Annotated in this window: 22 protein-coding genes and 2 pseudogenes; 12 read left to right on the forward strand and 12 right to left on the reverse strand. The window is 72.6% G+C overall.

Annotated elements, in window-relative coordinates; genetic code table 11:
• Together AB0I91_RS22365 and AB0I91_RS22370 are read right to left on the reverse strand one after the other, a co-directional pair.
• Nucleotides 1-913 (reverse strand): LacI family DNA-binding transcriptional regulator (locus tag AB0I91_RS22365; protein ID WP_499638542.1); only part of this gene is annotated, 913 nt, incomplete at its 3' end.
• Nucleotides 914-1,189: 276 nt separating this feature from the next.
• Nucleotides 1,190-2,122, reverse strand: a complete 933-nt coding sequence (locus AB0I91_RS22370) for an SMP-30/gluconolactonase/LRE family protein (RefSeq protein WP_499638544.1) — start codon at nt 2,120-2,122, stop codon at nt 1,190-1,192.
• Nucleotides 2,123-2,198: 76 nt separating this feature from the next.
• On the opposite strand from AB0I91_RS22370, the gene AB0I91_RS22375 reads away from it, so the two are divergent.
• Entirely contained in the window at nt 2,199-2,654 is a 456-nt protein-coding gene (locus AB0I91_RS22375) for an Lrp/AsnC family transcriptional regulator (protein WP_498784142.1), read from the forward strand.
• Between the two features lie 58 nt (nt 2,655-2,712).
• On the opposite strand, the gene AB0I91_RS22380 is transcribed toward AB0I91_RS22375, so the two are convergent.
• On the reverse strand, nt 2,713-3,654 hold the full coding sequence (locus tag AB0I91_RS22380) for an aldo/keto reductase (protein ID WP_499638546.1): 942 nt from the start codon (nt 3,652-3,654) through the stop codon (nt 2,713-2,715).
• 46 nt (nt 3,655-3,700) lie between these two features.
• On the opposite strand from AB0I91_RS22380, the gene pdxR reads away from it, so the two are divergent.
• The 3 genes from pdxR (at nt 3,701) to AB0I91_RS22395 (ending at nt 6,983) form a co-directional block, all read left to right on the forward strand.
• Nucleotides 3,701-5,122: a MocR-like pyridoxine biosynthesis transcription factor PdxR gene (gene pdxR, locus AB0I91_RS22385; RefSeq protein ID WP_499611539.1), complete on the forward strand. Its 1,422-nt coding sequence runs from the start codon at nt 3,701-3,703 to the stop codon at nt 5,120-5,122.
• 198 nt (nt 5,123-5,320) lie between these two features.
• Nucleotides 5,321-6,055, forward strand: a complete 735-nt coding sequence (locus AB0I91_RS22390) for a hypothetical protein (RefSeq protein ID WP_499638548.1) — start codon at nt 5,321-5,323, stop codon at nt 6,053-6,055.
• A 76-nt stretch (nt 6,056-6,131) separates the two neighbouring features.
• Complete coding sequence (locus AB0I91_RS22395) at nt 6,132-6,983, forward strand: alpha/beta fold hydrolase (RefSeq protein ID WP_498784134.1); 852 nt, start codon at nt 6,132-6,134, stop codon at nt 6,981-6,983.
• A 91-nt stretch (nt 6,984-7,074) separates the two neighbouring features.
• Here AB0I91_RS22395 and AB0I91_RS22400 read toward each other — a convergent pair whose 3' ends face one another.
• Nucleotides 7,075-7,518 carry a PRC-barrel domain containing protein gene (locus AB0I91_RS22400; RefSeq protein WP_498784133.1) on the reverse strand — a complete coding sequence of 148 codons (444 nt, stop codon included), beginning with the start codon at nt 7,516-7,518 and terminating at the stop codon, nt 7,075-7,077.
• A gap of 348 nt (nt 7,519-7,866) precedes the next feature.
• Here AB0I91_RS22400 and AB0I91_RS22405 point away from each other — a divergent pair, with 348 nt between their 5' ends.
• The 4 genes from AB0I91_RS22405 to AB0I91_RS22420 are packed head-to-tail and all read left to right on the forward strand — an operon-like array spanning nt 7,867 to nt 11,492.
• Nucleotides 7,867-8,595, forward strand: a complete 729-nt coding sequence (locus AB0I91_RS22405) for a hypothetical protein (protein WP_498784131.1) — start codon at nt 7,867-7,869, stop codon at nt 8,593-8,595.
• Complete coding sequence (gene bufB, locus AB0I91_RS22410; protein WP_499638550.1) at nt 8,595-9,431, forward strand: MNIO family bufferin maturase; 837 nt, start codon at nt 8,595-8,597, stop codon at nt 9,429-9,431. The genes AB0I91_RS22405 and bufB overlap by 1 nt, the downstream gene beginning before the upstream one ends.
• The gene (locus tag AB0I91_RS22415) at nt 9,421-10,227 is read left to right on the forward strand and encodes an HvfC/BufC family peptide modification chaperone (RefSeq protein ID WP_499611529.1); all 807 of its coding nucleotides are present in this window, start codon (nt 9,421-9,423) and stop codon (nt 10,225-10,227) included. The genes bufB and AB0I91_RS22415 overlap by 11 nt, the downstream gene beginning before the upstream one ends.
• A complete protein-coding gene (locus tag AB0I91_RS22420) occupies nt 10,224-11,492 on the forward strand; it encodes a ferritin-like domain-containing protein (protein ID WP_499638552.1) in 1,269 nt (422 codons plus the stop codon). Before AB0I91_RS22415 ends, AB0I91_RS22420 begins: the two co-directional genes overlap by 4 nt.
• Before the next feature lie 64 nt (nt 11,493-11,556).
• Here the strand turns inward: AB0I91_RS22420 and AB0I91_RS22425 are convergent, their stop codons facing one another.
• The 5 genes from AB0I91_RS22425 to AB0I91_RS22445 form a co-directional block, all read right to left on the reverse strand.
• The gene (locus AB0I91_RS22425; RefSeq protein ID WP_499638554.1) at nt 11,557-12,531 is read right to left on the reverse strand and encodes a heme-binding protein; all 975 of its coding nucleotides are present in this window, start codon (nt 12,529-12,531) and stop codon (nt 11,557-11,559) included.
• A gap of 148 nt (nt 12,532-12,679) precedes the next feature.
• Nucleotides 12,680-13,315 (reverse strand): NUDIX hydrolase, encoded by a 636-nt coding sequence (locus AB0I91_RS22430; RefSeq protein ID WP_498780410.1) that lies wholly within the window; start codon nt 13,313-13,315, stop codon nt 12,680-12,682.
• Between the two features lie 18 nt (nt 13,316-13,333).
• Nucleotides 13,334-14,569, reverse strand: coding sequence for an adenylosuccinate synthetase (locus AB0I91_RS22435; RefSeq protein WP_499638556.1), 1,236 nt, complete (start codon nt 14,567-14,569; stop codon nt 13,334-13,336).
• Nucleotides 14,569-15,549, reverse strand: coding sequence for a hypothetical protein (locus tag AB0I91_RS22440; RefSeq protein WP_498780406.1), 981 nt, complete (start codon nt 15,547-15,549; stop codon nt 14,569-14,571). Before AB0I91_RS22440 ends, AB0I91_RS22435 begins: the two co-directional genes overlap by 1 nt.
• Nucleotide 15,550: 1 nt before the next feature.
• The gene (locus tag AB0I91_RS22445) at nt 15,551-16,558 is read right to left on the reverse strand and encodes a protein kinase family protein (protein ID WP_498780405.1); all 1,008 of its coding nucleotides are present in this window, start codon (nt 16,556-16,558) and stop codon (nt 15,551-15,553) included.
• A 219-nt stretch (nt 16,559-16,777) separates the two neighbouring features.
• Between AB0I91_RS22445 and AB0I91_RS22450 the strand changes: the two genes are divergently transcribed.
• On the forward strand, nt 16,778-18,385 hold the full coding sequence (locus AB0I91_RS22450; RefSeq protein ID WP_499638558.1) for a TlrC/CarA/OleB/SrmB family ABC-F type ribosomal protection protein: 1,608 nt from the start codon (nt 16,778-16,780) through the stop codon (nt 18,383-18,385).
• Here the strand turns inward: AB0I91_RS22450 and AB0I91_RS22455 are convergent.
• Nucleotides 18,386-19,015, reverse strand: a pseudogene (locus AB0I91_RS22455) (MFS transporter); the annotation flags it as partial.
• A 40-nt stretch (nt 19,016-19,055) separates the two neighbouring features.
• Nucleotides 19,056-19,436 (reverse strand): annotated as a pseudogene (locus AB0I91_RS22460) (MFS transporter); the annotation flags it as partial.
• Between AB0I91_RS22460 and AB0I91_RS22465 the strand changes: the two are divergent.
• The gene (locus AB0I91_RS22465) at nt 19,435-20,133 is read left to right on the forward strand and encodes a GNAT family N-acetyltransferase (RefSeq protein ID WP_499638560.1); all 699 of its coding nucleotides are present in this window, start codon (nt 19,435-19,437) and stop codon (nt 20,131-20,133) included. The pseudogene AB0I91_RS22460 and the gene AB0I91_RS22465 sit on opposite strands and share 2 nt — an antisense overlap.
• A gap of 7 nt (nt 20,134-20,140) precedes the next feature.
• Here the strand turns inward: AB0I91_RS22465 and AB0I91_RS22470 are convergent, their stop codons facing one another.
• Nucleotides 20,141-20,425 carry an ANTAR domain-containing protein gene (locus AB0I91_RS22470; RefSeq protein ID WP_499611516.1) on the reverse strand — a complete coding sequence of 95 codons (285 nt, stop codon included), beginning with the start codon at nt 20,423-20,425 and terminating at the stop codon, nt 20,141-20,143.
• A gap of 109 nt (nt 20,426-20,534) precedes the next feature.
• Here AB0I91_RS22470 and AB0I91_RS22475 point away from each other — a divergent pair, with 109 nt between their 5' ends.
• On the forward strand, nt 20,535-20,693 hold the full coding sequence (locus tag AB0I91_RS22475) for a hypothetical protein (protein ID WP_499638562.1): 159 nt from the start codon (nt 20,535-20,537) through the stop codon (nt 20,691-20,693).
• Nucleotides 20,694-20,737: 44 nt separating this feature from the next.
• A complete protein-coding gene (locus AB0I91_RS22480) occupies nt 20,738-22,477 on the forward strand; it encodes a glycoside hydrolase family 13 protein (RefSeq protein WP_499638564.1) in 1,740 nt (579 codons plus the stop codon).
• Nucleotides 22,478-22,565: the final 88 nt, after the last annotated feature.

Here is a 22,565-nt window from a genome sequence, read left to right on the forward strand (position 1 = left end):
CCAGCTCGACGGCCAGCCGCCCGAGGTCGACGGCCGGCAGGTCCACCGAGGACAGCGGCACGGCCTGCGCCTGCGCCACGTCCGGCGGGCAGACCGCCAGCACGGAGATGTCACGCGGGACGCTCAGGCCCCGACGCGCCAGCTCCGACAGCAGCGGGCCGAGGATGGCCTCGTTGTGCACCACCAGTCCGGTGACGGGGCCGTGACCGGCGAGCAGGCCGTCCAGGCACTCCCGGACGCCGTCGTAGGTCGGCACGCAGGCCAGCGTCGCGGCCTCGACGCCGAGGCTGGCGGCGGTCCGCCGGAACCCGCTCAGGAACCGGCCGGCGTAGCTCGTGCCGCGCCGGTAGACGGCGGGGGAGGGGCCGATGAGCGCGATGTCGCGGTGACCGAGGTCGGCGAGGTGGTGCACGCACTCCGACCCGGCGGCGGTGAAGTCGAGGTCGACGCAGGTCAGCGCGTGCGGGTCGTCCGGCACGCCGATCAGCACCGCGGGCCTGCCCAGCTCGCGCAGCACCGGCACGCGGGGCTCGGCCGCTTCGACGTCCATCACGATGATCGCGTCGGCGAGCGAGGAGGCCACCACCCGGTGCAGGCCGTCCGCGCCCTCGTCCGCGGTCAGCAGCAGCACGTCGTGGTCGTGGGAGCGGGCCTCGGTGACGGTGGCCGCGACGAACTGCATCACCACGGGGACGTTCAGGTCGACGCGCAGCGGCACGACGAGGGCGAGCACGTTCGTGCGGCTGCTCGCCAGCGCCCGCGCGCCCGCGTTCGGCCGGTAGCCCAGCGCGCGGATGCTGTGGTGCACGCGACGGCGGGTGGTCTCCGAGATCGAGCGCTTGCCGGACAGCACGTACGACACGGTGCTGGGCGAGACTCCCGCCGCCCGGGCGACGTCGGCGATGGTGACCATCGGTGGATCATAGTACGTCGGAGTCGTTCCGGAACCTTCCAGAGGTCCATTGTGGACGACTGGATCGGGGTCGTTAGTTGGGAACGCTAACAGAAAGGGTGTTGCGGGTCACAGTCTGGTGGCGAACTTGATCCTTCACGAAATCAACCGGGCACTGCGCGTCGCGCGAAGCTCACGCTCAACGTCCTCGGTTAGCGTTAACACAACGTGGATCGGTCAAGCCTTGACAGGGTGGAAAGCGGTTACCGCCCGGTGCGGCCGGTGCTCCGCGCTGCCTCAGGCGGGCAAGGTCGCGCCGGGCGAATCGGGGGCGACCGAGTAGGGCGGCCGGGCGCCGTTGACGTTGAACAGCAACGTGTAGACCGACGTGGTGGCGGTGATGAACAAGCGGTTGCGCTTGGGGCCGCCGAAGCACACGTTCGAGACCACCTCGGGCACGCCGATCCGGCCCAGCAGCGTGCCGTCGGGGTGGATGCAGTGGACGCCGTCGCCGGCGGCTGCCCAGATCCGGCCCTGGTCGTCGAGGCGGATGCCGTCGAACTGGCCGTTCGCGCAGCGGGCGATCTCGTCGCCGCCGCGCAGCCTCGTGCCGTCCACGTCGAAGCGCCGGATGTGGTTGCGGCGCGTGTCCACGATGTAGAGCCGGGTGCCGTCGGGGAAGAAGGCGAGGCCGTTGGGTCGCACGAAGTCCTCCGCGACGGCCTCCACCGCGCCGGTCACGGGGTCGGCCCGGTAGACGTGGCAGGCCCCGATCTCGGACTCCGCGCGCACGCCTTCGTAGTCGCTGAGGATGCCGTAGGGCGGGTCGGTGAACCACACGCCGCCGTCGGCCGCGACCACGACGTCGTTGGGGCTGTTGAACCGCTTGCCGTCGAAGCGGTCGGCGATGACCGTGGTCGAGCCGTCGTGCTCGGTGCGCACGACCCGCCGCTCGCCCTGCTCGCAGGTGACGACGCGGCCCCGCGCGTCGAGCGTGCGGCCGTTGGCGTAGCCGGCCGGTGAGCGGAACACCCCGACGTGGCCGGTGGTCTCGTCCCAGCGCAGGACGCGGTCGTTGGGGATGTCGCTGAACAGCAGGTACCGGCCGGCGGGGACGTAGGCGGGGCCCTCGGTCCACTTGCACCCGGTGGCCAGGCGCTCCAGCAGGTCGTCGCCGAACAGCAGCAGCCGGTCGTCGAACGATTCCACCGTCGTCGGGATGACGTCCATCGTTTCCCCTTTTGCTCCGAATCACATCCGGTGGACAACCTATACTGCCGGATGACATCAGGTGAGGGTGGGAGAGATGGACGACACGGATCGGGCCGTGCTGGCCGCGCTGCGGACGGACGCGACGCAGTCGTACGCGGTGTTGGGCGCGCAAGTCGGGCTGTCTGCCGCGGCGGCGCACGAGCGGGTGCGCAAGCTGCGCGAGCGGGGTGTGATCAGGCGGACGACGGTGGAGATCGACCCGATCGCGCTGGGGCTGGACGTGCTCGCGTTCGTCCTGGTCGACTCGTCGGCGTGGGTCGGCTCGCCGGAGACGGCCGCCGCGCTGCGCGCCCTGCCCGCGGTGGAGGAGGCGCACATCGTGGCGGGCACGGCGTCGCTGCTGCTCAAGGTGCGCACGACGGATACCCGCGCGTTGCAGGCGGTGCTGAAGGACGTGCACGACATCGCCGGCGTGTCCGGCACGAACGCGATCGTGGTGCTGGAGACGTGCTTCGAACGGACGCCCGACCCGAGCCCTCCCCGAGCGTAGGCCGGGCGAGCGGGACCGGTGGCCGGGTTCACCGGACCCCCTCCGGTGAACCCGGCCCTCAGGCGGCCGCGTCGAGGCGTCGGCGCTGGTCGCCGGTCAGCTCCAAGGACACCCCGGCGAACGCGTCGTCCAGCTGCTCGACCGCGCTGACGCCGACGATCGGCGTGACGTCCGTGCCGCCGCCGGTCAGCCACGCGAGCACGACCTGGTTGCGGTTCGTGCCGGTCTCGGCGGCGATCTCGTCGAGGACGGCCAGGCGGTCGGTGGTGCCGGGGTGGTCGTACTCGGCGGGCAGCGGTTTGTCGGTGCGGGTGTACCGGCCGCTCAGCAGCGGCGTGTAGGACCACAGCGCCATGTCGGAGTGGTGTTCAAGGTAGTGGATCACCTCGTCGCTGACGGCGCCGAACCGGTGCACCACCGTGGGCCGCGTCCCGGGGCGCGGTTGCAGGTACGTGTGGTGCTGCTGCACCGCGGTGTAGCCGACCCGGCCGTCGGCCAGGGCGAGCTGCCGCGCCCGTTCGACCTGCCAGACGGGGTAGTTGGAGCAGCCGAGGCGGCCGACCAGGCCGGCGGACACCAGCTCGTCGAACGCGGCGACCGTCTCCTCCAGCGGTGTCACCGGATCGGGCTTGTGCGCCCAGTACAGCTCGACGTGGTCCGTGCCGAGCCGCCGGAGGCTCGCCTCGATCCCGTTCTTGACGACGCCTGCCGACAGGCCCTCGGCCGTCTCCGGGAACCGGCCCGCCTCGGTCGGCTCGCAGCCCACCTTGGTGCTGATCCGGACGCGGTCGCGCACGCCGGGGCGGCTCGCCAGCCACCGTCCGAGCAACGCCTCGCTCTGCCCGCCGAACCCGCTCGGGTCCGCCCAGAACGCGTAGCAGTTCGCGGTGTCGATCCAGACGCCGCCTGCGTCCACGAAGCGGTCCAGGATCTCGAACGACCGCCGCTCGTCGGTGGCCGTGCCGAACAACATGGCCCCAAGAGCCAACTTCTCAACCATGACCGTCACCGTAGGCGGAGTCGGCTCGGCAGTACGCTCCAATCCCGTGACGGTTTCCCAGACCAATTTCGCGTGGGCGACGCTCCTGGAGGTCGGTGGGCGTGGCCGCCTGCACGACCGCCTGGCGCATGCGCTGCGTGCCGCGATCCGGGACGGCCGGCTGGCGGAGGGCGCCGCCGTGCCGCCGAGCCGGGCGCTGGCCGAGGACCTCGGCTGCTCCCGCTGGGTCGTGACGGAGGCGTACGGGCAACTGGTCGCGGAGGGCTACCTCACCGCGCGGGTGGGTTCGGCCACGCGGGTCTCGTGGTCACCGGCGGCAGACGCCCTGCGCCCCCGCGCGCAGGGCGCACCGGCCCGGCCGGCGATCCGGTACGACCTGGCGCCCGGTCTGCCGGACCTGCGGGCGTTCCCGCGCCGTCGGTGGGCCGACGCGGTCCGCGCGGTCATCGGCTCGGCCGTCCACTACGACCTGGACATCCCGGACCCGGCCGGGCACCCGGCGCTGCGCGGCACGCTCGCGGACTACCTGCGACGGTCGCGCGCCGCGGACGCCGACGCCGCGTCCGTGTTCGTGTGCGCCGGCGTCACCGACGGCCTGGTCCGCACGTGCCGCGCGTTGCACGCGGAGGGGATCAGGGACGTGGCCGTCGAACACCCGGGTTGGCCGCGGCTGCGCGCCGCCGCGACGAGCACCGGCCTGCGCGTGCACCTCGTGCCGGTGGACCACGACGGCCTGCGGGTGGACGACCTGGCCCGCACACCGGCCCGGGCGGTCGTGGTCGGCGCGGCGCACCAGTTCCCGACCGGCACGGTGCTGTCGCCGGCGCGCCGGGCGCGCCTGGTGCGGTGGGCCCGCGAGGTCGACGGGTTCGTCATCGAGGACGACTACGACGCCGAGTTCCGCTACGACCACCACCCGGTCGCCGTCATGCAGGGCATGGACCCGGGCCGGGTCTTCCTGCTCGGCACGGTCAGCAAGACCCTCTCACCGGCGCTCGGCCTCGGGTGGCTGGTCGCGCCCGCGACCGTGATCCCCGCGCTGCGGACCGCGAACCCGGTGGCCGTCGCGCCACCGGTCCTCGACCAGTTGGCGCTGTCCACCTTCATCGACCGGGGCTGGTACGACGCCCACCTCCGCGCCGCCCGCCGCCGCTTCCGCGCCCGCCGCGACCTGCTGCTCAAGACCCTCGCCGCCGAAGTGCCGGAGGGCCGTCCGGCCGGCACCGCCGCGGGGCTGCACGTCCTCCTGCACCTGCCGGACGACACCGACACCCGGCGCGCGGTCCAGGTCGCGGCGTCCGCCGGCCTGCGCCTGGCGGACCTGGACGACTACCGCGCGGAGGAGTCGCCGGGACGCGCCCTCGTCCTCGGGTACGGCAACATCGGCGACACCGAGATCCCGGCGGCCGTCACGCTCCTGCGCGAGGCGCTGCGGTCGGCCACTCGACGGACCCCGACCTCCGCCTAGCGATCGGCGCCCAGCCGCCCGACCGCCTCGTCGTGCCGGTTGCCCGGCCCCGCCCCGGCTCGGCCGGCAGGGTGCACCCGAACACCGCGTTCCGGCCGAACCCGGTCCGCAGGGGTGCGGCCGCCCGACGATCATCACCGTGCGTGCCGAATGCGCCGGAAACGGTGACGTTACGCTGATGTCGGGAGGTGGTGCGGGGTGCGGATGCCGTTCGGCGTGCACGAGTCGGTGCGCGTGGAGTTCGAGCGGCGGTGGTCGCGGGCCCGGGCGCTGGTGCTGCTCGGCTTCCTCGCGCCACCGGTGATCAGCCTGGTCCTCGCCCTGGTGGCGCCCTGGTCCGGCCTGGCCGTGCCGGGCTGCGTCCTGCTGGTGATCGGCGCCGTCATACCGGTGTGGTTCCTGGTCCGGCGGGTCTACGTGCACCGGCCGGGGTGGTGGGCCGGGCTGGTCCTCTACGCGGGGGCGGCGCAGGCGCTGGGGCTCGGCTTCCTCACCGGGAGCGCGCTGCTCGCCCTGCCCGTCGTCGTGGCGACGGCGGTCGCGGGCGCGCTGGTGACGAAGGCGAAGGCGGTGCTGCTGGACGCGTCCGGCGGCGCGATCGCCGGCACCACGCTCGGCGTGCGCAGCTCGTCGCGGCAGGTGCGCAACGCCACCGGGCACCCCGTGCTCGCCCACGCCAACTTCGACGGCGAGCTGCTGCGCTGGCACGTGGTCACCGGACCGTCCACCCCGGACGTCTCCGGCGGCGAGCTGCCGTTGCGCGAGATCACCGACGTCTGGGTCGCCGACACCCGGGACGCGCCGGGCGGCGAGGTGGTCGTGGTCCGCACCGCCGCGGCGCACGACGTCGAACTGGTCGTCGGGCGCCCGCACGACTTCGCCGCCCTCCTCGACCGGAGGTTGGCGCTGCTCCGGCAGCCCGACTGGTCGTAGCGGCCGGCCGCGCGTGACGTCCGCCCTTGTTACTCGTTGGTCAAGTCGAGGTCCGACGACGGAAGGGGCAGCGGCCATGGCGACCGAGCGGTTGCGGCTTGAGGACGGCACGGAGCTGAACGTGGCACGCAGCGGCCCGCCCGACGCCGAGTTGACCGTGGTGCTCGCCCACGGCTACGCGTTGGACCACCGCAGCTGGCACCGGGTGGTGGCGGCGCTGCCGGAGTCCGTGCGGGTGATCGCCTACGACCACCGCGGCCACGGCGCGTCCTCTCCCGCCGACAAGGAGACCGCGACGATCGAGCAGCTCGGCGACGACCTGGGCGAGTTGATCGAGTGGCTGGTCCCCGAGGGGCGGGTCGTCGTCGCGGGTCACTCGATGGGCGGCATGGCCGCGATGGCGATGGCCGAACGCCGTCCCCGCCTCTACCGGCAGCGGGTGGCGGGCGTGGTGTTCGTCTCGACCGCCGCCACCGGGCTGGCGGAGACGTCGCTGGCCTGGCCCAAGGCGCTCGGCAAGCTGGTGCGCGAGCTGGAACGCGCGTTCGGGCCGCTGGTGCGGGCGGTGCGGGAGAAGATCGAGCCCGCGAAGACGGCCGGGTTGCGCTGGTGGCTGTTCGGCGACGAGCCCCGCGACGAGGACGTGGACCTCACGGCGGACATGGTGTGGTCGCACTGGCCGGAGACCATCGCGTTGTTCCGGCCGGCGGTCGACCGGTACGACCGGGAGGCCGCCCTGACCGTCGCGGGCGAACGCCCGGTGATCGCCATCGTGGGCGACGAGGACCGGCTGGTGCCCGAGTCCAACGCCAAGGCGCTGGCCGCGGCGGTCGGCGGCGAGTCGGTGGTGGTGGAGGACGCGGGCCACATGCTGCCGCTGGAAGCGCCGGCCGAGGTCGCGGCCCGGATCATGGAGCTGGGCGCCTAGCCCGCCCGCGCCCGGCGGCCGGGTGGCGGCCGCCGGGCGTCGGTCCGGTGTGGACCGGGTTCACGGCTGTCGGACTCACGCTTGCCGCGGTTCACGCGGGCGGCGTGGTCCGGTAGCTCTCGGTGTAGTAGTCGCCGAGGCGCTGCCGGTAGTCGTCGGGGTCGAACGTGTCCTCGTCGTACTCCGGCGCCTGCCGCACCTGGTCCTTGGTGCGGTCCACGAAGACCGTCTTCGCGTCGTGGTCGACCTTCGCCACCGCGCCGACCGGCAGCACGACCTTCAGGTGGGACAGCCACGTGCCGGCGTCGACCAGCAGGCAGTCGGCGGGCACGCGGGCGTTGGCCTGGTCGACCTCGCCGATCGCGCCGTCGAGCGCCTCGACCCGGTACCCGAGCAGGCCGATGTCCGGGCGGTCGTGGCGGTCGGCGGACCGGGTCGCCTCGTCGGCCTCGGGTGAGTCGGTGTCGCGCCCGTCGAGCAGGTCGCCGACGTTGCGCCAAGCCCACGGCATGAAGGGGATGGGGAGCGGGTGCATCTCGGCCTCCTTGGTCGGATGGACCACCGGGGAGTACCCGTTCGGGTGGCTTCCGAGACCTTTCGTGAATTGTTATCACGATAGCTTCAGTGCTGACCGAAAGTAATCACCAAGCCGATCCCGCGCGGTCGCGTTCGGACAGACGCCCGGACGTCGCCACGTTCGAAGGACCCACCCTCGGTTGGCCTCACTGCACGTGATGAAGTCCGCCTCGGGCTGATGACGTTCGTCCCCTAACGGGGCGGGCATCGCGACGGTCGTCGGTTCGCGCGCATCCGGGGTGTAGAGAGGGATTGGCCGGCTCCGGCCGGGGAGCCCGGTGACGCTGTGCGCTGGAAGGTGGTTGCGATGACGGGTGGCGGGCACGATCACGGCAACGGCCATGGCGCCGACGGGATGTCGGCGGAACAGGCCGCGCTGTTCCTGACCGGCGGGCCGGCGGGGCGGCAGCTGCGGGAGGGCAGCCACGAGGCAGGTGGTCCGCGGGAGAGCATGACCACGACCGCGCCGGTGCTCGAGCTGCACGTGTGCATGGGGCTGAACGCCTGCAAGGGCCACGACGAGTCCGGCAACGCGAAGCTGCCGGGCGCGGGCACCTGCGCCACGGCGTTGCACGTCTGCCACGGCGACAACCACTGCCGCGGGCAGGGCGGGTGCGGTTACGCCGGCAGCGAGTTCGAGCAGACCAAGCCGGGCGAGCAGTCTTGCAGCGCCAACGGCAGTTGCGCGAGCCCGATCAACGAGTGCCGGGTGGCGTCGGCGGGCCCGTTCAAGGGCACCAGCGTGTGGAAGCTGGCGCGCACGCGGTTCGAGGCGCGGATGTGGGACGCCGGCGTGGCGTTCGACCCGGCGCCCGGCGAGGGCTACCCGAACGACAAGGTGCCGCCCTACGAGACGGATCGCGCGCAGCTCTTCGCCACCCTGAGCGCGAAACCGACCGCGACCGCGAAGGCGGGGAAGGCCAAGGGAACCGGGAAGAGTGAGGAGACCGGGAAGACCAAGAGGGCCGGCAGGACGAAGCGGGCCGCGGAGCCCGGGAAGGCCGGCGAACTCCCGCGTTACGTGGGCCGCACCTGATGCCGGCGCCCGACCGGCTCGGCCTGCCGGAGCTGGGCTTCGGCGTCGGCCTGCGCTCGCGTCATGCCGACGAGGTGCTGCGGGGGCCGTCCGGGGTGGACTGGTTCGAGGTCATCACGGAGAACGTCCTGGACAACGGCGGTTACGCCCGGTACCTCCTCGACCAGGTCGCCGAGCGGTTCCCGGTGGTGCTGCACGGGGTGTCGCTGTCGATCGGGAGCACCGACCCGCTGGACCTGGACTACCTGCGCCGCGTGGGGCGGCTGGCCACCTCCGTGCGCGCCGCGTGGGTGTCGGACCACCTGTGCTGGACCGGGGTGCTCGGGGTGAACACGCACGACCTGCTGCCCCTGCCGTTGACGGAGGAGTCGTTGCGGCACGTCGTGCGCCGGGTCCGGGTGGCGCAGGACGTGCTGGAGCGCCCGCTGGTCCTGGAGAACCCCAGCACGTACCTGGGTTTCGCGGAGTCGACCGTGCCGGAGTGCGAGTTCCTGGCCCGGTTGGCGGAGGAGTCCGGGTGCGGGTTGCTGCTGGACGTGAACAACGTCTACGTGTCGGCGGTCAACCACGAGTTCGACCCGTACGACTACGTCCGGGCGCTGCCGGCCGACCGGGTCGTGTACGTGCACCTCGCGGGGCACGCGGACCGCGGCACGCACCTGATCGACACGCACGACCGGCCGGTGGCCGATCCGGTGTGGGACCTGTACGAGTTCGCGACCGGTCTGCTGCCGTCGGTGTCGGTGCTGCTCGAGTGGGACGACCGGATCCCGCCGTTCCCGGTGCTGACCGCCGAGTTGGACAAGGCGCGCGAGCGGGCGGCCCGTGTCGGCTGAGGGGTTGCGCCGGCTGCAGGGCTGGTTGCAGGGCGCGATCCTGGATCCGGAGGGTGTCGGTGAGGTGGCGGGCGTGGTGGTGGGGACGGCGCGGCTGCCGGCGGCGCGGCGGTTGGCGATCTACCAGCACGGTTACCGCGCGCGGTTGGTCGACTGCCTGAGCGCGCACTACCCGGTCGCCCGGCGCCTGCTCGGTGCGGAGTTGTTCGAGGAGTTCGCGCGGGAGTACCTGCGGTCCCGTCCTTCGCGCAGCTACACGTTGGAGGCGCTGGGCGCGGGGTTCGCGGACCACCTGGTCGCCGGTCGGCCGGATGTGGTCTCGGGGGAGCGGGAGCCCTGGATCGACCTGCTGGTCGACGTCGTCCGGTTCGAGCGGGCGTTCACCGAGGCGCACGGTGCGGCCGGCGCGGAGTTCCGCGATCCGCCACCGGCCCCGCCTGTGTTCGGCTCAGCCGCGTGGGGCGGCACCGTGGTGTCCACTGTGGAGTGCCTGCGGCTGGTGCGGGCGGGTTTCCCGGTGCACACCTTGGCCGTGGCGGTGCGCGCCGGGCAGGATCCGCCGTTGCCGCGGCCGGTCGAGGTCCGGTTGGTGGTGTCGCGCAAGGACTTCGTGGTGACGGTGGCGGAGCTGGACGAACCGCGCTTCCGGCTGCTGGCGGCGCTGCGGGCCGGCACGCCGCTGGGGCGGGCCGGTGACGAGGCGGGGTTGGCCCCGCGGCAGACCGACGCGTGCCTGCGGGACTGGCTGGCCGAACGACTGATCGTCGGACTCAACGGAAGGACGTCGCACCGATGACCACCACCCACACCGCTCTGCCCGGGGGTTACCGGGTCCCCAGGGCCGACAAGCCGATCGACTCGGTCGATTCGCTGTTCTCGCACCTCTACGACGCGGCGCGGCTGGAGCTGTCGACCATCCCGCTGTACCTGTACGCGGCGTACTCGATCAAGACCGACAACGTGTCGCAGTGGTCGGCGGGGCCGGGCGCGTTCCGGTTGATCAAGAGCGTCGTGGTCGAGGAGATGCTGCACCTGTCCCTGGTGCGCAACCTGATCGTGGCCATCGGGCGCGGTGACGACATCAAGTTCCAGAACCCGGACTTCGTGCCGGCGTACCCCTCGGACATGTTGCACCGGGTGCCGCGGCTCGAGCTCGACCTGGCCCCGCTGACCACGGACCTGGTCAAGGACGTCTTCATGCCGCTGGAGCTCCCGGCGAAGGTGGGCGCGCCGGGGCAGTCGGGCGAGTACCAGACGATCGGGCAGTTCTACAAGGCGATCTACGACGGTTTCGAGCGGTTGTGCGGTGTCGACCCGACGGCGCCGACGCGGCACGGGCCGGGCGACGAGCAGGAGCGGGAGCTGTTCAAGCACAACAGGTTGGACTTGCAGTACACCAACACCTACTGGAACGAGGGCGGTGGCGGCGAGCCGATCATCGTGCACGACCTGTACACGGCGCTCACCGCGATCAACGTGATCGTGGAGCAGGGCGAGGGCATGGACCCGGACCAGCAGGAGGTGTCGGACAACCCGGACGACCCGGACAAGGCGAAGCAGGGCCTGTTCGAGTTCCCGCACTACGTGAAGTTCAAGCGCATCGCCGACGGTTGGGAGCTGATCGGCGACGTCCACCCGGTGCCGCGGAACCCGCGCGTGGCCGAGTACCCCGAAGGCCCGGTCCGTGACCTGGGGCAGTTGGCGTGCGCCGCCTACACCTACGTGCTCGCCCTGCTGGACGAGCTGTACAACACGTCAGGGAAGGACGTGAAGCCGGGCGCGACGAGCGCGCGTTACGGGTTGGAGCGCGTGTTCATCGCGGCGATGCAGGGCCTGCTGTTCGGGGTGATCAAGGAGTTGGTCCGGACGACGATCACCACGGGGCCCTACAAGGGCATGCAGGCCGCGCCGACGTTCGAGTACTACGAGTTCCCGGAAGGGGAGTCGATGACCCGGCACCTGAAGGAGTTGTGCGAGCGGGTGGTGCCGCACTACCCGGTGCTGGGCGGGGACAACAGCGTGCTGTGGCTGATCAGCGACCAGATGCCGAAGGACCTCTAGTGGCGTGGTGGACCGCGTCGGCCGTGGTGGGCGATCCTCCCGGTGGCCGACGCGGTCCGCGGCGCTACGTCGTCTTCAGCCTGGTGAGGACGTTGGACGTCGGGTGGGGGAAGGTGTAGTGGTTGTCGCGGATCACGAGGTCGAGGACGATCCGCTGCGTGTAGGCGAGGATGTCGTAGTTCGTCCCGCCGTCGAGTGACATGAGCCAGTAGTCGGCGGCGTAGCCGGTGAGCGCCGCCTTGCCCTTCTCGAAGGGGATGTTCATCACCGCGCCGCCGTTGCCGGTGTCGACCTGGCAGTGGATGTAGTCGCTGATGCCGTGGCCTGCTCCGACGAGGTCGAGGATCGCGGCTTGCAGCGGCAGGGTGATCTGCTTGGTCAGCGCGGGTTGGGGGTTCTGGTAGTTGCCCTGGTCGGTGAGGGTGTCGTCGTACACGGAGGTGTCGAGGCCGCCGGGGGTCGGCAACGGCGGGTCCGCGTCGGGGATCAGCGGCGCGAAGAGGCCGTCCTTGGAGTAGCCGAGGGCCAGGACCGAGACGCCGTGCGGCACCGAGATCTGCTTGCAGATCGTCTGGGTCGGTGGCTGCGGTTCGGGTTCGCCGGGTTCGGTGGCCGGGTTGTCCGTCGGGTAGGGGTAGGGCCCGATCTGCTGCTTCTCCGTCTGCAGGTGGAGCCACGCCCCGTTCTCCTCGTGGACGATGGTGTTGATGCCGGGGCCTTCGGCGAAGCGGATCTGCTGGTCGTAGAACAGGACGTAGGGTGATTGCTGGTAGGTGCCGCCGCGGTTCGGCGCTTCCACCGGACTGGCCACGTCGTCCATGCCCTTGAAGACGATGGTCTCGTAGTAGGTGAAGTTCTTGAGGATGTACCCCAGGTCCATTCCGTTCTGGGGGGACTGCTGCGGCAGGGGCATGACGTTGTAGGAGTACGGGCTGTTCGGGCCGCCCTTGCCGGTGCCGGGCAGGTCCTGGTTGGTCCAGGTGCCGATCAGCAGTTGCTGGAAGCGTGACAGGTCCGCGATTTGTGCCTTGAGTGGCATCAGGCGCTCCAGGTGTGTTCGCCGTCCCCCTTGGGGCATCGTCGGCCGTGGCCGTCACGCTGTTCAAGGCAACCCTGGCGGCGTCACCCGTCATCGCAGTCCCGTCACACGATCGAAGACGGGCCCGTCGCGTGGCGCGACCGCCGGGCTAGGTGGTCCAGCGCCAGACGGACGGCGGTCGTCCGCCCTTGGGCAGGGCGGCGGCGTGCTGCGTGGTGCGTTCCAGGCCGGGGACGCGTTCCATGGTGCGGCCGAGGTTGGCGGGGTAGGGCCGGTCGCCGGTGAGGGATTCGGTGACGTCGAGCGCGTGGGCGGTGGTGAACTCGCGGCCGAGGAGACCGGCGGTGAAGGCGGTGTCGCGCCAGAGGTGGTCGGCGAGCAGGGGGCGGCAGTCGCGGACGATGCGGTCGTGGTCGAACGCGAGCGGCGGCACGTCGGCGAGCGGTGTCCAGGTCGGGCCGTCGCCGGTGAGCCCGGCGGGGTCGATGGTGGCCCACAGGGCGATGGACAACGTGGGTCCGCGCGGGTCGCGGGACGGTTCGTCGAACGTGGTCAGCTGGCCGGAGGCGGAGATGGCGTGCTCGGGCACGCCGAGCTTGCCGGTGACCGCGCGCCGTGCCGCGTCACGCAGCCGTTCGCCCTTGCCCAGCAGGACGCCGGGCAGGGCGAGGACGCCCGCGAACGGGTCGAGGGCGCGTGGTGCGATGCCGAGGAGCACGGCGCGCGCGGTCGGGTCGAAGCGCAGCGCCAGCACGTCCACCGACACCAGGGTCGACTCGATCATGGCCCGATTGTCCCGCATTCAGCGAAGCGCCGGTGCGCGCACGGTGTAGTCCGCGCGGTCGGGCCCGGCGCCGGTGACGAGCACCGGCACGTCGAGGTGGTGCGCCAGCCACGCCTCGGGGTCCGGCATGGCGGTGAGGGTGGGCGTGCGGTGGCCGAGGAACGCGGTGAGGTCCGTGGCCGGCAGGGGGGCGTCGTAGGCGGTGGCGACTTGGAGGTCGCGTGCGTCCAGGTGGGTGACGGCCAGCGCGTCTACGCCGCCGCACGCGTCCACCGCGTACCGGAGCAGCACGGCGTCGAGGTGTCCGGCGCGCCACGATCCCTGGTAGCGGCCGGTGTCGTTGTGGCGTTCCGGGAAGCGTGCGAGCACTTGGTCGTCCTCGGTGGGCAGCGGTCCGGCGCCGTGCCGGGTCTGGTAGGTCCGGGTCACGCCGAGGACGGTGGCGCGGCGGTGCCCGAGGAGGCCGCGGGCGTTGTCGGGCGTGACGGTGGACCAGGTGGTGTGCGGGTGGAACCCGTGCCACTGGTCGAGCAGCACGCCCTGGGCGCCTTCGAACACCAGGCGTCCGCGGTCGGCGAGGCGGCCCACCTCGTCGCCGGTGGTGACCCGGACGGCGCCGGCGAAGTCCCGGTACAGCGACACGAGGTCGTCGACGGACGGGCCGGCGCCGATCAGCGGCTCGTAGAAGCGGGTCAGGGCGTCGAGCTTGGCCCGCAGCACGGCCGGGTGGGCGCAGTCGCCGACGGTCGGCGGCGGCCCGGGGTCGCCGATGACCTCCTGGCCTTCGACGACCTCGCCGGGCGTCGCGCCGCGGTCGGCGAGCAGGCCGTACCAGGCCGTCTCGCCGATGCCCTTGCCGCACGAGCCGTGCCGGGCGTGCCCGCGAGCGTCCTCGCGGGCACGGTTGGCGGCGACGTGCAGCGGTGTGGTGAGCAGGGCGTCGGCGTCGATCGACAGCAGCCGCAGCGGGTCGGTGACGCCGAGGTCCGCCAGTGCGTTCGCTTCGCCGGCCAGGGCGATCGGTTCGACCAGGACGTGCCGGGAGAGGTGGGTCGGCACGCCCGCGAGCGTGCCGGACCCGAACTGGCTGAACGTGTGGTGCCGGTCGCCGACGACGACGTTGTGCGCGGCCTGGGCGCCGCCGTTGAACCGGACCACCGACGTGACCGGGGCGTCGTGGCAGAGGGCGTCGACGACGGCGCCCTTGCCCTCGTCGCCGAACCCGAGGCCGACGACGATGACGTGCCCGTCCATCACGTGAGGGTGACGTCGTCGGGGCCGTCCAGCAGCGGGGGCGTGGCCGTGGTGGCCACGGTCTTCCCGCCGACGTGGACGAGGGCCTTGCCGACGGCCTCGCTCTCCGCGACCGAGCCGACCTCGGCGAGGTCGACCATCGCCTGGTCGAGGTCGACCACGCGTTCCTCCATGCCGATCGTGGCGGCGATCAGCTCGCACACCGCGCCGGGGTCGTCGAGCTTGAGGAAGCGCTGGCCGAGCAGGTCGCGCCAGTGGTCGGCGATGTCCTGGTCGTGGTAGTACGAGGACTGGTTGGGCAGCACGAAGTACACGTGCCACCTGCGGCTCAGCTCCCGGTACACCGAGGCGGGGTCGATGTCCTCCTTGACGTCGTCGCCGATGATCCGGCGGATGTGGCGCGCCTCCAGGCGTGGCTTGTTGAGCTCGTCGCCGATGAGGAACAGGTAGCCCTTGCGGCCGCGCTTCTGCCAGGCGTCGGTGACCACGTGCCGGGCCACGAAGTAGGCGGCGAGCTCGTAGGACTCGCTCTTCTGCCCGCCGCCGTTGCCCTCCAGGAAGATGGTGCGCAGCTGCTCGTCCATCCGGTTGTCGGACTCGAACTGGCCGACCTGCAGCGGCACGCGGTCGCTGTCGGCGTCGCCGATGCCGCCGAACATCAGCTGCGGGTCGGCGAGGTAGCCCTTGCGCTGCAGCAGGCCGTGCAGCTTGCCGAGCTTGCGCTGCATGATCTGCGGCACGCGGCCCATCGAGCCGGTGACGTCGAACAGCACCGCGATCGGGGTCGAGTCGGCGTGGTCGGGCGAGTCTCGGCACTCGCGCGCGGCCACGCCCTTGGGGTCGAGCGACGGGTCGGCCTTCCACTCCTTCGAGGGGCGCGACCGCATGGTGGCGGTGTAGCCGAAGTCGTCGATGCCCTTGGCGGCGCGGAAGGTCCTGGCCGCCGCGTAGGCGTTGTCGTCCCACTTGCCGTGTCCCATGTCAGGCTCCTGTCCTGGGTAGTGCGAACGGGCGGAAGGTCCGTTCGCCGTAGAGGTCTTCGAGCAGGTCGTCGTACTCGGTGAGCAGGTCGACGGCGTCGGGCCGTCGGGTCGGGTCGTCCTGCGCGCAGCCGCGGGCGAACCTGCGTTGTGCGGTTTCGCCCTCCGCCAGGAGGTCCAGCATCAGCGCGTGCGCCATGTGGACGTCGGTGGCGGGGGTGGCCGGTCGTCCGTCGTGGACTTCCGGCGGGTAGGCGGTGGTCTTGTCGGTGGCCAGGCGTCGTTCGCCCGCGCCGACCGCGAAGGTCCAGCCGGCCAGCACGACGCCGTGCTGCCCGGGGTGCACCAGCACGTTCTCGGCGGTGATCGCGCCGTGCACGAGGCCGACCCGGTGCGCGCCGGCGACGGCCCGCAGCAGCCTGCGGTGCATCCAGGCGTAGTCGCGGCCGTCCAGGCCGCGCGGGAACGCCCCGCGCACGTCGGCGAGCGTGACGAAGCCGTCCACCAGCGGTGCGAGCACGGTGAAGGCGCGCGAGCCGCGGGCCACCTCGCCGGAGGTGTCGATCAGGTGCGGGTAGTAGGGCCGCAGCCAGTCGTGCCGGTCGGTGAAGCGGGCGAGTCGGCGCAGCGCGTCCCACTCGGCGTGCAGGAGGGGGTTGAGGGCGGGGTTGCGCACGACCTTGACCACGGGGGCGCCGTCGGTGCGGTAGACGGTGGCGACGCTGCCGACCGCGTGCCGTCCGGCGAGCCGGTAGGCGCCGCGGTCGGTGCGCAGCTCGACCGACGTGCCGTGCTGCCACTCGTGGTGCAGCCGGGTCAGCTCGGCCGACGCCGCGTGCGCCCTGGTGTCGTCCGCGCCGACCCGGTCGGGGTGCAGCACGGCGGCGAGGCCGCGGTAGAGCCGCTGGGCCTCCTTGCGGCGGGCGGGGTCGGGGTCGACCGGGCCGAACAGGTCGGCCGCCGAGCCCGCCCGTTCTACTCGTTCGAGCGCTTCGTCCCTGGTGAACATAGTTTGAGTCTAGACGACTCAAACCGTGCGGTGGGATGGAATATCGCTGTGTCGCCCGTCACGTACCGCCGGGTCGGCCGTTCGGCTAGGGTTTCGGGCGATGTTGTACTTCCTGTGATCATCGGTATCCGCGATCGCGTCGAGCCCCGCTCCGCGAGCGCTTCTCCACACCCTCCGCACCGATGACTCGGCGTGCCGCGCCGGGAACAGGAGTCTGCCTTGCGCACCGCGCAACTAGCCCTGCACAACGTCACCAAGAGCTATCACGACCGGGTCGTGCTCGACGCGGTCTCGCTGACCGTCAAACCGGGCGAGAAGGTCGGCGTGATCGGCGACAACGGGTCCGGCAAGTCCACGCTGCTCGCGATCGTCGCGGGCCGGGTGGCGCCCGACCACGGCGAGGTCACCGTCGTCGCGCCCGGCGGGATCGGGTACCTGGCCCAGTCGGTGGACCTGCCGCCGCACGCCACCGTGGCCGACGTGGTCGACCTCGCGCTCGCCGACCTGCGCGACCTGGAGGACCGGATGCGCCGGGCCGAGGCAGACCTGGCCGGTCCGCGCGCCGACCCGGAGCACTACGCGTCCCTGGTGGAGCTGTTCGAGGCCAGGGGAGGGTACGAGGCCGACACGAGGGTGGAGGTGGCCCTGCACGGCCTCGGGCTGCCCGGCCTGGACCGGCGGCGCGCGCTGGGCACGTTGTCCGGCGGCGAGCTCTCGCGGCTCGCGCTCGCCGCGACCCTGGCGTCCTCTCCGGAGCTGCTGCTGCTCGACGAGCCGACCAACGACCTGGACGACCAGGCCGTGACGTGGCTGGAACAGCACCTGGCCCGGCACACCGGGACCGTCGTCGCGATCACCCACGACCGCGAGTTCCTGGACCGGGTCACCTCCACCATCGTCGAGGTCGAGGCGGGCCGCGCGGCGCGGTTCGGCGACGGCTACGACGGCTACCTCGTGGCCAAGGCCGCGGCACGGGCGCGACGCCTGCGCGAGCACCGGGAGTGGCGGGCCGAGCTGACCCGCCAGGACCGCCTGCTGTCCACGGCGACGCGGCAGCTCGGGGAGATCCCGCGCAAGCTGCCGCTGGCCGTGTTCGCCGCCGGGCCGTTCCGCGCCAGGGGCCGCGGGCACGGCGCGATGAGCCGCATCCGCAACGCCAAGGAACGCCGGGCGCGGCTGACCGCCAACCCGGTGGCCCCGCCGTCGGAGCCGTTGCGGTTCTCCACCCGACTCCCCGGCGGCGACGGCGACGCCCGGTGGGCGGCCGAGCTGTCGGACGTGCGCGTCGGCGACCGGCTGCGGGTGCTGCGCCTGACCGTGCGGCCGGGGGAGCGGCTGCTGGTGACCGGCCCCAACGGCGCGGGCAAGACCACGCTGCTGCGGGTGCTCAGCGGTGAGCTGCGCCCGGACTCCGGCGTGGTCGACGTGCCGGGCCGGGTCGGGCACCTGCGGCAGGAGGAGCCGCCGTGGCGGCCGGAGCTGACCGTGCTCCAGGCGTTCGCCGAGGGCCTGCCCGGTCACCCCGACGAGCACGTGGACGTGCTGCTGGCGTTGGGCCTGTTCGACCGGCGCGACCTGCGCACCCGCGTCGGGGAGCTGTCCTACGGGCAGCGGCGGCGCGCCGAGCTGGCCCGCCTGGTGACCAGGCCGGTCGACCTGCTGCTGCTGGACGAGCCGACCAACCACCTGTCACCGGGCCTGGTCGAGGACCTGGAACAGGCCCTGGCGGACTACCCGGGCGCGTTGGTCGTGGTGACGCACGACCGGCGCACCCGGGCCGGGTTCCGCGGCACCCGGCTGCACCTGGAGGACGGCGAGGTGACCTGATCAGCTCGCGGCGGCGGCCGACCGGTGCAGGTCGGTCGCCGCCGCGAACGGCCGCCACGCGACCGCCACCACCACGACCGCGAACCAGAACGGCGCGGTGACGCCGAACCGGCGGGCCGGCAGGCCGCCGACGAGCGTGCCCAGCGCGGACCCGCCGACGCTGAGCAGGGAGTAGGCGCTGCCCACCCGGCCGCGCAGCTCGTCGGGCACCTCCCGCTGCCGGACGGACTGCGTGATCACGGTCCACACCACCGCGTGCACGCCGAACACCGCGAGGACCGCGCCCGCGACCCACACCTCGCGCGCCAGCGCCAACCCCGGGTGGGTGCCCGCCTCGACCACCAGGCCGACCCGCGGCAGCGCGGTCGGTCCGAACCGGTCGATCAACCGGCCGGCGAGCGCCGTGCCGAGCACGCCGCCGACCGCGATCGTGCTGAGCAGCAGGCCGAACCACCTCGGGTCCAGGCCCAGCCGCTCACCGGCGTACAGCACCAGGATCGACAGCGCGCCCATGAGCGTGAGGTTCATCAGGCACAGGCACAGGCACAGGCCCAGCGTCCGCAGCACCTCGTGCCGCCACAGCCGGCGCAGCCCTTCGCCGATCTCCGCGCGCACCGTCCGCCGTTCGACCGGGGTCTGCGCCGGTGCCGCGGGCCAGGTTCGCCGCCACGGCCGGCTTCCGCCGGTCCAACCGGTCCACGATCACGCCGCTGACCAGCGAGAACAGCAGCCACGGCAGCAGTTGGGCGAACACCGCGCCCGCCACCAGCGCCGGGTCGTCGGTGAGCGAGGCCGGCAGCAGCGGACCGGCGGCCATCGTCATGCCGTCGCCGAGGTTGGACACGGCGGAGGCGAACCACAGCTTGGTGAAGTCCGGTCCCGGTCGTCGCCCCATGCCGGCGGACGTTGGCGACCGCGCCCGCCCGGGGCACGCGGACCGCCGCCCGTCCGACCCAGGACGGATTCCGCCGAGAGCGATGGGGCGGTGGACAGACCGGCCCGGCGGCGCGGATGATTCGCGCAGTCGCGAACTACTGGGGGTACCGCGCATGGCCTCGCCGTTGGACAACCCGGCCTGGACGTCGTTGACCGGACCGCACGCCCAATTCGCCGAACGGCACGGCCAGGCGGTGCGCTACCCGCCGGACGTGGCGACGTTCGTGGGGCTGCCCGACCGGCCGGACGAGCGGGTGTGGTCCGACGTCGCCGCGCTCGCCGGGCCCGAGGCGATCGTGCCGATCACCTCGGCGCTCGCGCCGCCCGCCGACTGGGAGGTCGTCGAGCGCATCGACGTGGTGCAGCTGGTGGAGGACGGCCTGCGGGTCGCCGAGGACGCCGAGGCGGTCCGGCTCGGGCCCGCGGACGTGCCGGAGATGCTGGACCTGGTGGAGCGCACCCAGCCCGGACCGTTCCGGCCGCGGACCGTGGAACTGGGCGCCTACCTGGGCATCCGGCGCGACGGCGCGCTGGTCGCGATGGCCGGCGAACGCCTGCGCCCGCCGGGGTGGACGGAGATCAGCGCCGTGTGCACCGATCCCGCGCACCGCGGCCAGGGCCTGGCCACCCGGCTGGTGCTCGCCGTCGCGGCCGGGATCCGGGCCCGGGGCGAGCAGGTGTTGATGCACGCCGCCGCGACCAACACCTCCGCCATCCGGCTCTACGAGTCGCTGGGCTTCCGGGTGCGCACGCCCGCCGCCATCACGCTGCTCCGCGTGCCCGCGCACGCCCCGGCGGGCCTGCCCGCCTGACCGGGCCTCAGCCGTCGGACGGCACGTCGGACCGCCCGGACGGCAGCCCGGCCACGAACCGGGCGACGAGCTCGGCCGCGACGTCGCGCGCCTTGACGTTGCGGCGCTGGGACATCGCGGTGATCAGCCGGAACGCGGCGTCGGCGTCGCAGCGGTGCCCGGCCATCAGCAGGCCGACGGCCTGGCTGGTCGTGCCGCGGCCGGCCAACGCCTCGCGCAGCGTGCTCGCCTCCCGTTCCCCCTCGCTGAGCACCAGGTCCGGCCGCGCCGCGCCGCCAGCCCCGGCCCTCACCACCTGTTCGGCTGGTCCCCGGGCGCGAACACCGCGCACGCCGTGGTGGGCGTCGGTGACGACAACCGGTGGTTGCTCTGCGACTTCGTGCTGCGCGAGGCTGGTCCAGATGGCGTTCCTGGTGTCGTTCGGCGTGCTGCTGGACACCCTGCTCGTGCGGTCCCTGCCGGTGCCCGCGCTGACCATCCACATAGGACCGGGGTTCGGGTGGCCGGGGCGTGCGTCCGGACGGGGGACGGCGGTGTCGGGTGCGGCGCCGCGCGGGTAGTGGTGGACTGGGACGACGTCCGACGAACCAGGTGAGGATGGGACATGACACTGGACCAGGCGCGGGCTACGACCCGGACCACGGCGCCGTGGTGGACCTCGGCGGTGGTGTACCAGGTGTACCCCCGCAGCTTCGCCGACTCGAACGGTGACGGCGTCGGCGACCTGGCCGGGCTCGCGTCACGCCTGGACCACCTGGAGCGGCTCGGCGTGGACGTGATCTGGCTGTCGCCGGTGTACGCCTCGCCGCAGGCCGACAACGGCTACGACATCTCGGACTACCAGGCGATCGACCCGGTCTTCGGCACGCTGGAGGACTTCGACGCGCTGTTGGCGCAGGTGCACGCGCGCGGGATGAAGCTGGTGATGGACCTGGTGGTCAACCACACCTCCGACGAGCACCCGTGGTTCGCGCAGTCCCGGTCGTCGCGCGACAATCCCCAGCGCGACTGGTACTGGTGGCGTCCGCCCCGCGACGGTTTCGAAGCCGGTCAGCCGGGCGCGGAGCCGACGAACTGGGGGTCGTTCTTCTCCGGCCCCGCGTGGACGTTGGACGAGGCCACGGGCGAGTACTACCTGCACCTGTTCGACCGCAAGCAGCCGGACCTGAACTGGGAGAACCCCGAGGTCCGCCAAGCCGTCCACGCGATGATGCGGTGGTGGCTGGACCGGGGCGTGGACGGCTTCCGGATGGACGTCATCAACCTCATCTCCAAGGACCCCGACCTGCCCGACGGCGCCACCACCGGCGTCGGCGGACTCGGCGACGGGTTCCCGCACGTCGCCACCCGCCCCGGCGTGCACGACTTCCTGCGCGAGATGAACCGCGAGGTGTTCGAAGGGCGGTCCGGCGAGTTCCTGACCGTCGGGGAGATGCCGGGCGTGACTTGGGAACAAGCCCGGCTGTTCACCGACCCCGCGCGGCGCGAGGTGGACATGGTGTTCCAGTTCGAGCACGTCTCGCTCGACCACGGGCCCGGCGGGAAGTTCGACCCGAAGCCGTTGGACCTGCGCGACCTGAAGGCGTCGTTGGGCCGCTGGCAGACGGCGTTGGCGGAGGTGGGCTGGAACAGCCTGTACTGGAACAACCACGACCAACCCCGCGTGGTGTCGAGGTTCGGCGACGACGGGGAGCACTGGCGCGAGGCGGCGACCGCGCTGGCGACCGTGCTGCACCTGCACCGCGGCACGCCCTACGTCTACCAGGGCGAGGAACTGGGCATGACGAACGCGCCGTTCGCCGGCGTGCACGAGATGCGCGACGTCGAGTCGCTCAACCACTACCGCCAGTCCGTCGCCGCCGGCGGCGACCCCGAGTCGGTGCTGCGCGGGCTGCGCGCGATGGGCCGCGACAACGCCCGCACCCCCGTGCAGTGGGACGCCACCCCGAACGCCGGCTTCACCACCGGCGAACCGTGGCTCGCGGTGAACCCCAACCACACCTGGCTCAACGCCCAGGCCCAGTACGACGACCCCCGCTCCGTCTTCAACCACTACCGCGCGCTCATCCGACTGCGCCACGAACTCCCCGTCGTCGCCCTCGGCGACTTCCGCATGCTCCTGCCCGACCACCCGCAGGTCTACGCCTACGAACGCACCCTGGACGACACCCGGCTGCTCGTCGTGGCCAACCTCGGCGGCACACCGCAGACCGCCGAGCTCGACCCCGACTGGTCCGCCGCCGACGTCGTCCTGGCCAACACCGACGAGGCGCTGATCTCACCCGGGCGGGTCGACCTCCGGCCGTGGGAGGCGCTGGTCCTCACCCGGTCCGACCCGGCCTGACCCGCGGATCGCGGCGGACGCCCGACGAAGTCGTTTCACACCGGCGGGCGTCCTGCCGGACAATCGCCCCGCCCGCGCCACGGAGGGG

Source organism: Actinosynnema sp. NPDC049800, from assembly GCF_040656635.1.
Lineage (GTDB): Bacteria > Actinomycetota > Actinomycetes > Mycobacteriales > Pseudonocardiaceae > Actinosynnema.

Coding starts and splice junctions, on each gene's coding strand:
- AB0I91_RS22370 (WP_499638544.1), bottom strand. CDS start 2,122: ATGGACGTCATCCCGACGACGGTGGAATCGTTCGACGACCGGCTGCTG.
- AB0I91_RS22375 (WP_498784142.1), top strand. CDS start 2,199: ATGGACGACACGGATCGGGCCGTGCTGGCCGCGCTGCGGACGGACGCG.
- AB0I91_RS22380 (WP_499638546.1), bottom strand. CDS start 3,654: ATGGTTGAGAAGTTGGCTCTTGGGGCCATGTTGTTCGGCACGGCCACC.
- AB0I91_RS22395 (WP_498784134.1), top strand. CDS start 6,132: ATGGCGACCGAGCGGTTGCGGCTTGAGGACGGCACGGAGCTGAACGTG.
- AB0I91_RS22400 (WP_498784133.1), bottom strand. CDS start 7,518: ATGCACCCGCTCCCCATCCCCTTCATGCCGTGGGCTTGGCGCAACGTC.
- AB0I91_RS22405 (WP_498784131.1), top strand. CDS start 7,867: ATGACGGGTGGCGGGCACGATCACGGCAACGGCCATGGCGCCGACGGG.
- bufB (WP_499638550.1), top strand. CDS start 8,595: ATGCCGGCGCCCGACCGGCTCGGCCTGCCGGAGCTGGGCTTCGGCGTC.
- AB0I91_RS22420 (WP_499638552.1), top strand. CDS start 10,224: ATGACCACCACCCACACCGCTCTGCCCGGGGGTTACCGGGTCCCCAGG.
- AB0I91_RS22425 (WP_499638554.1), bottom strand. CDS start 12,531: ATGCCACTCAAGGCACAAATCGCGGACCTGTCACGCTTCCAGCAACTG.
- AB0I91_RS22430 (WP_498780410.1), bottom strand. CDS start 13,315: ATGATCGAGTCGACCCTGGTGTCGGTGGACGTGCTGGCGCTGCGCTTC.
- AB0I91_RS22435 (WP_499638556.1), bottom strand. CDS start 14,569: ATGGACGGGCACGTCATCGTCGTCGGCCTCGGGTTCGGCGACGAGGGC.
- AB0I91_RS22440 (WP_498780406.1), bottom strand. CDS start 15,549: ATGGGACACGGCAAGTGGGACGACAACGCCTACGCGGCGGCCAGGACC.
- AB0I91_RS22445 (WP_498780405.1), bottom strand. CDS start 16,558: ATGTTCACCAGGGACGAAGCGCTCGAACGAGTAGAACGGGCGGGCTCG.
- AB0I91_RS22465 (WP_499638560.1), top strand. CDS start 19,435: ATGGCCTCGCCGTTGGACAACCCGGCCTGGACGTCGTTGACCGGACCG.
- AB0I91_RS22475 (WP_499638562.1), top strand. CDS start 20,535: ATGGCGTTCCTGGTGTCGTTCGGCGTGCTGCTGGACACCCTGCTCGTG.
- AB0I91_RS22480 (WP_499638564.1), top strand. CDS start 20,738: ATGACACTGGACCAGGCGCGGGCTACGACCCGGACCACGGCGCCGTGG.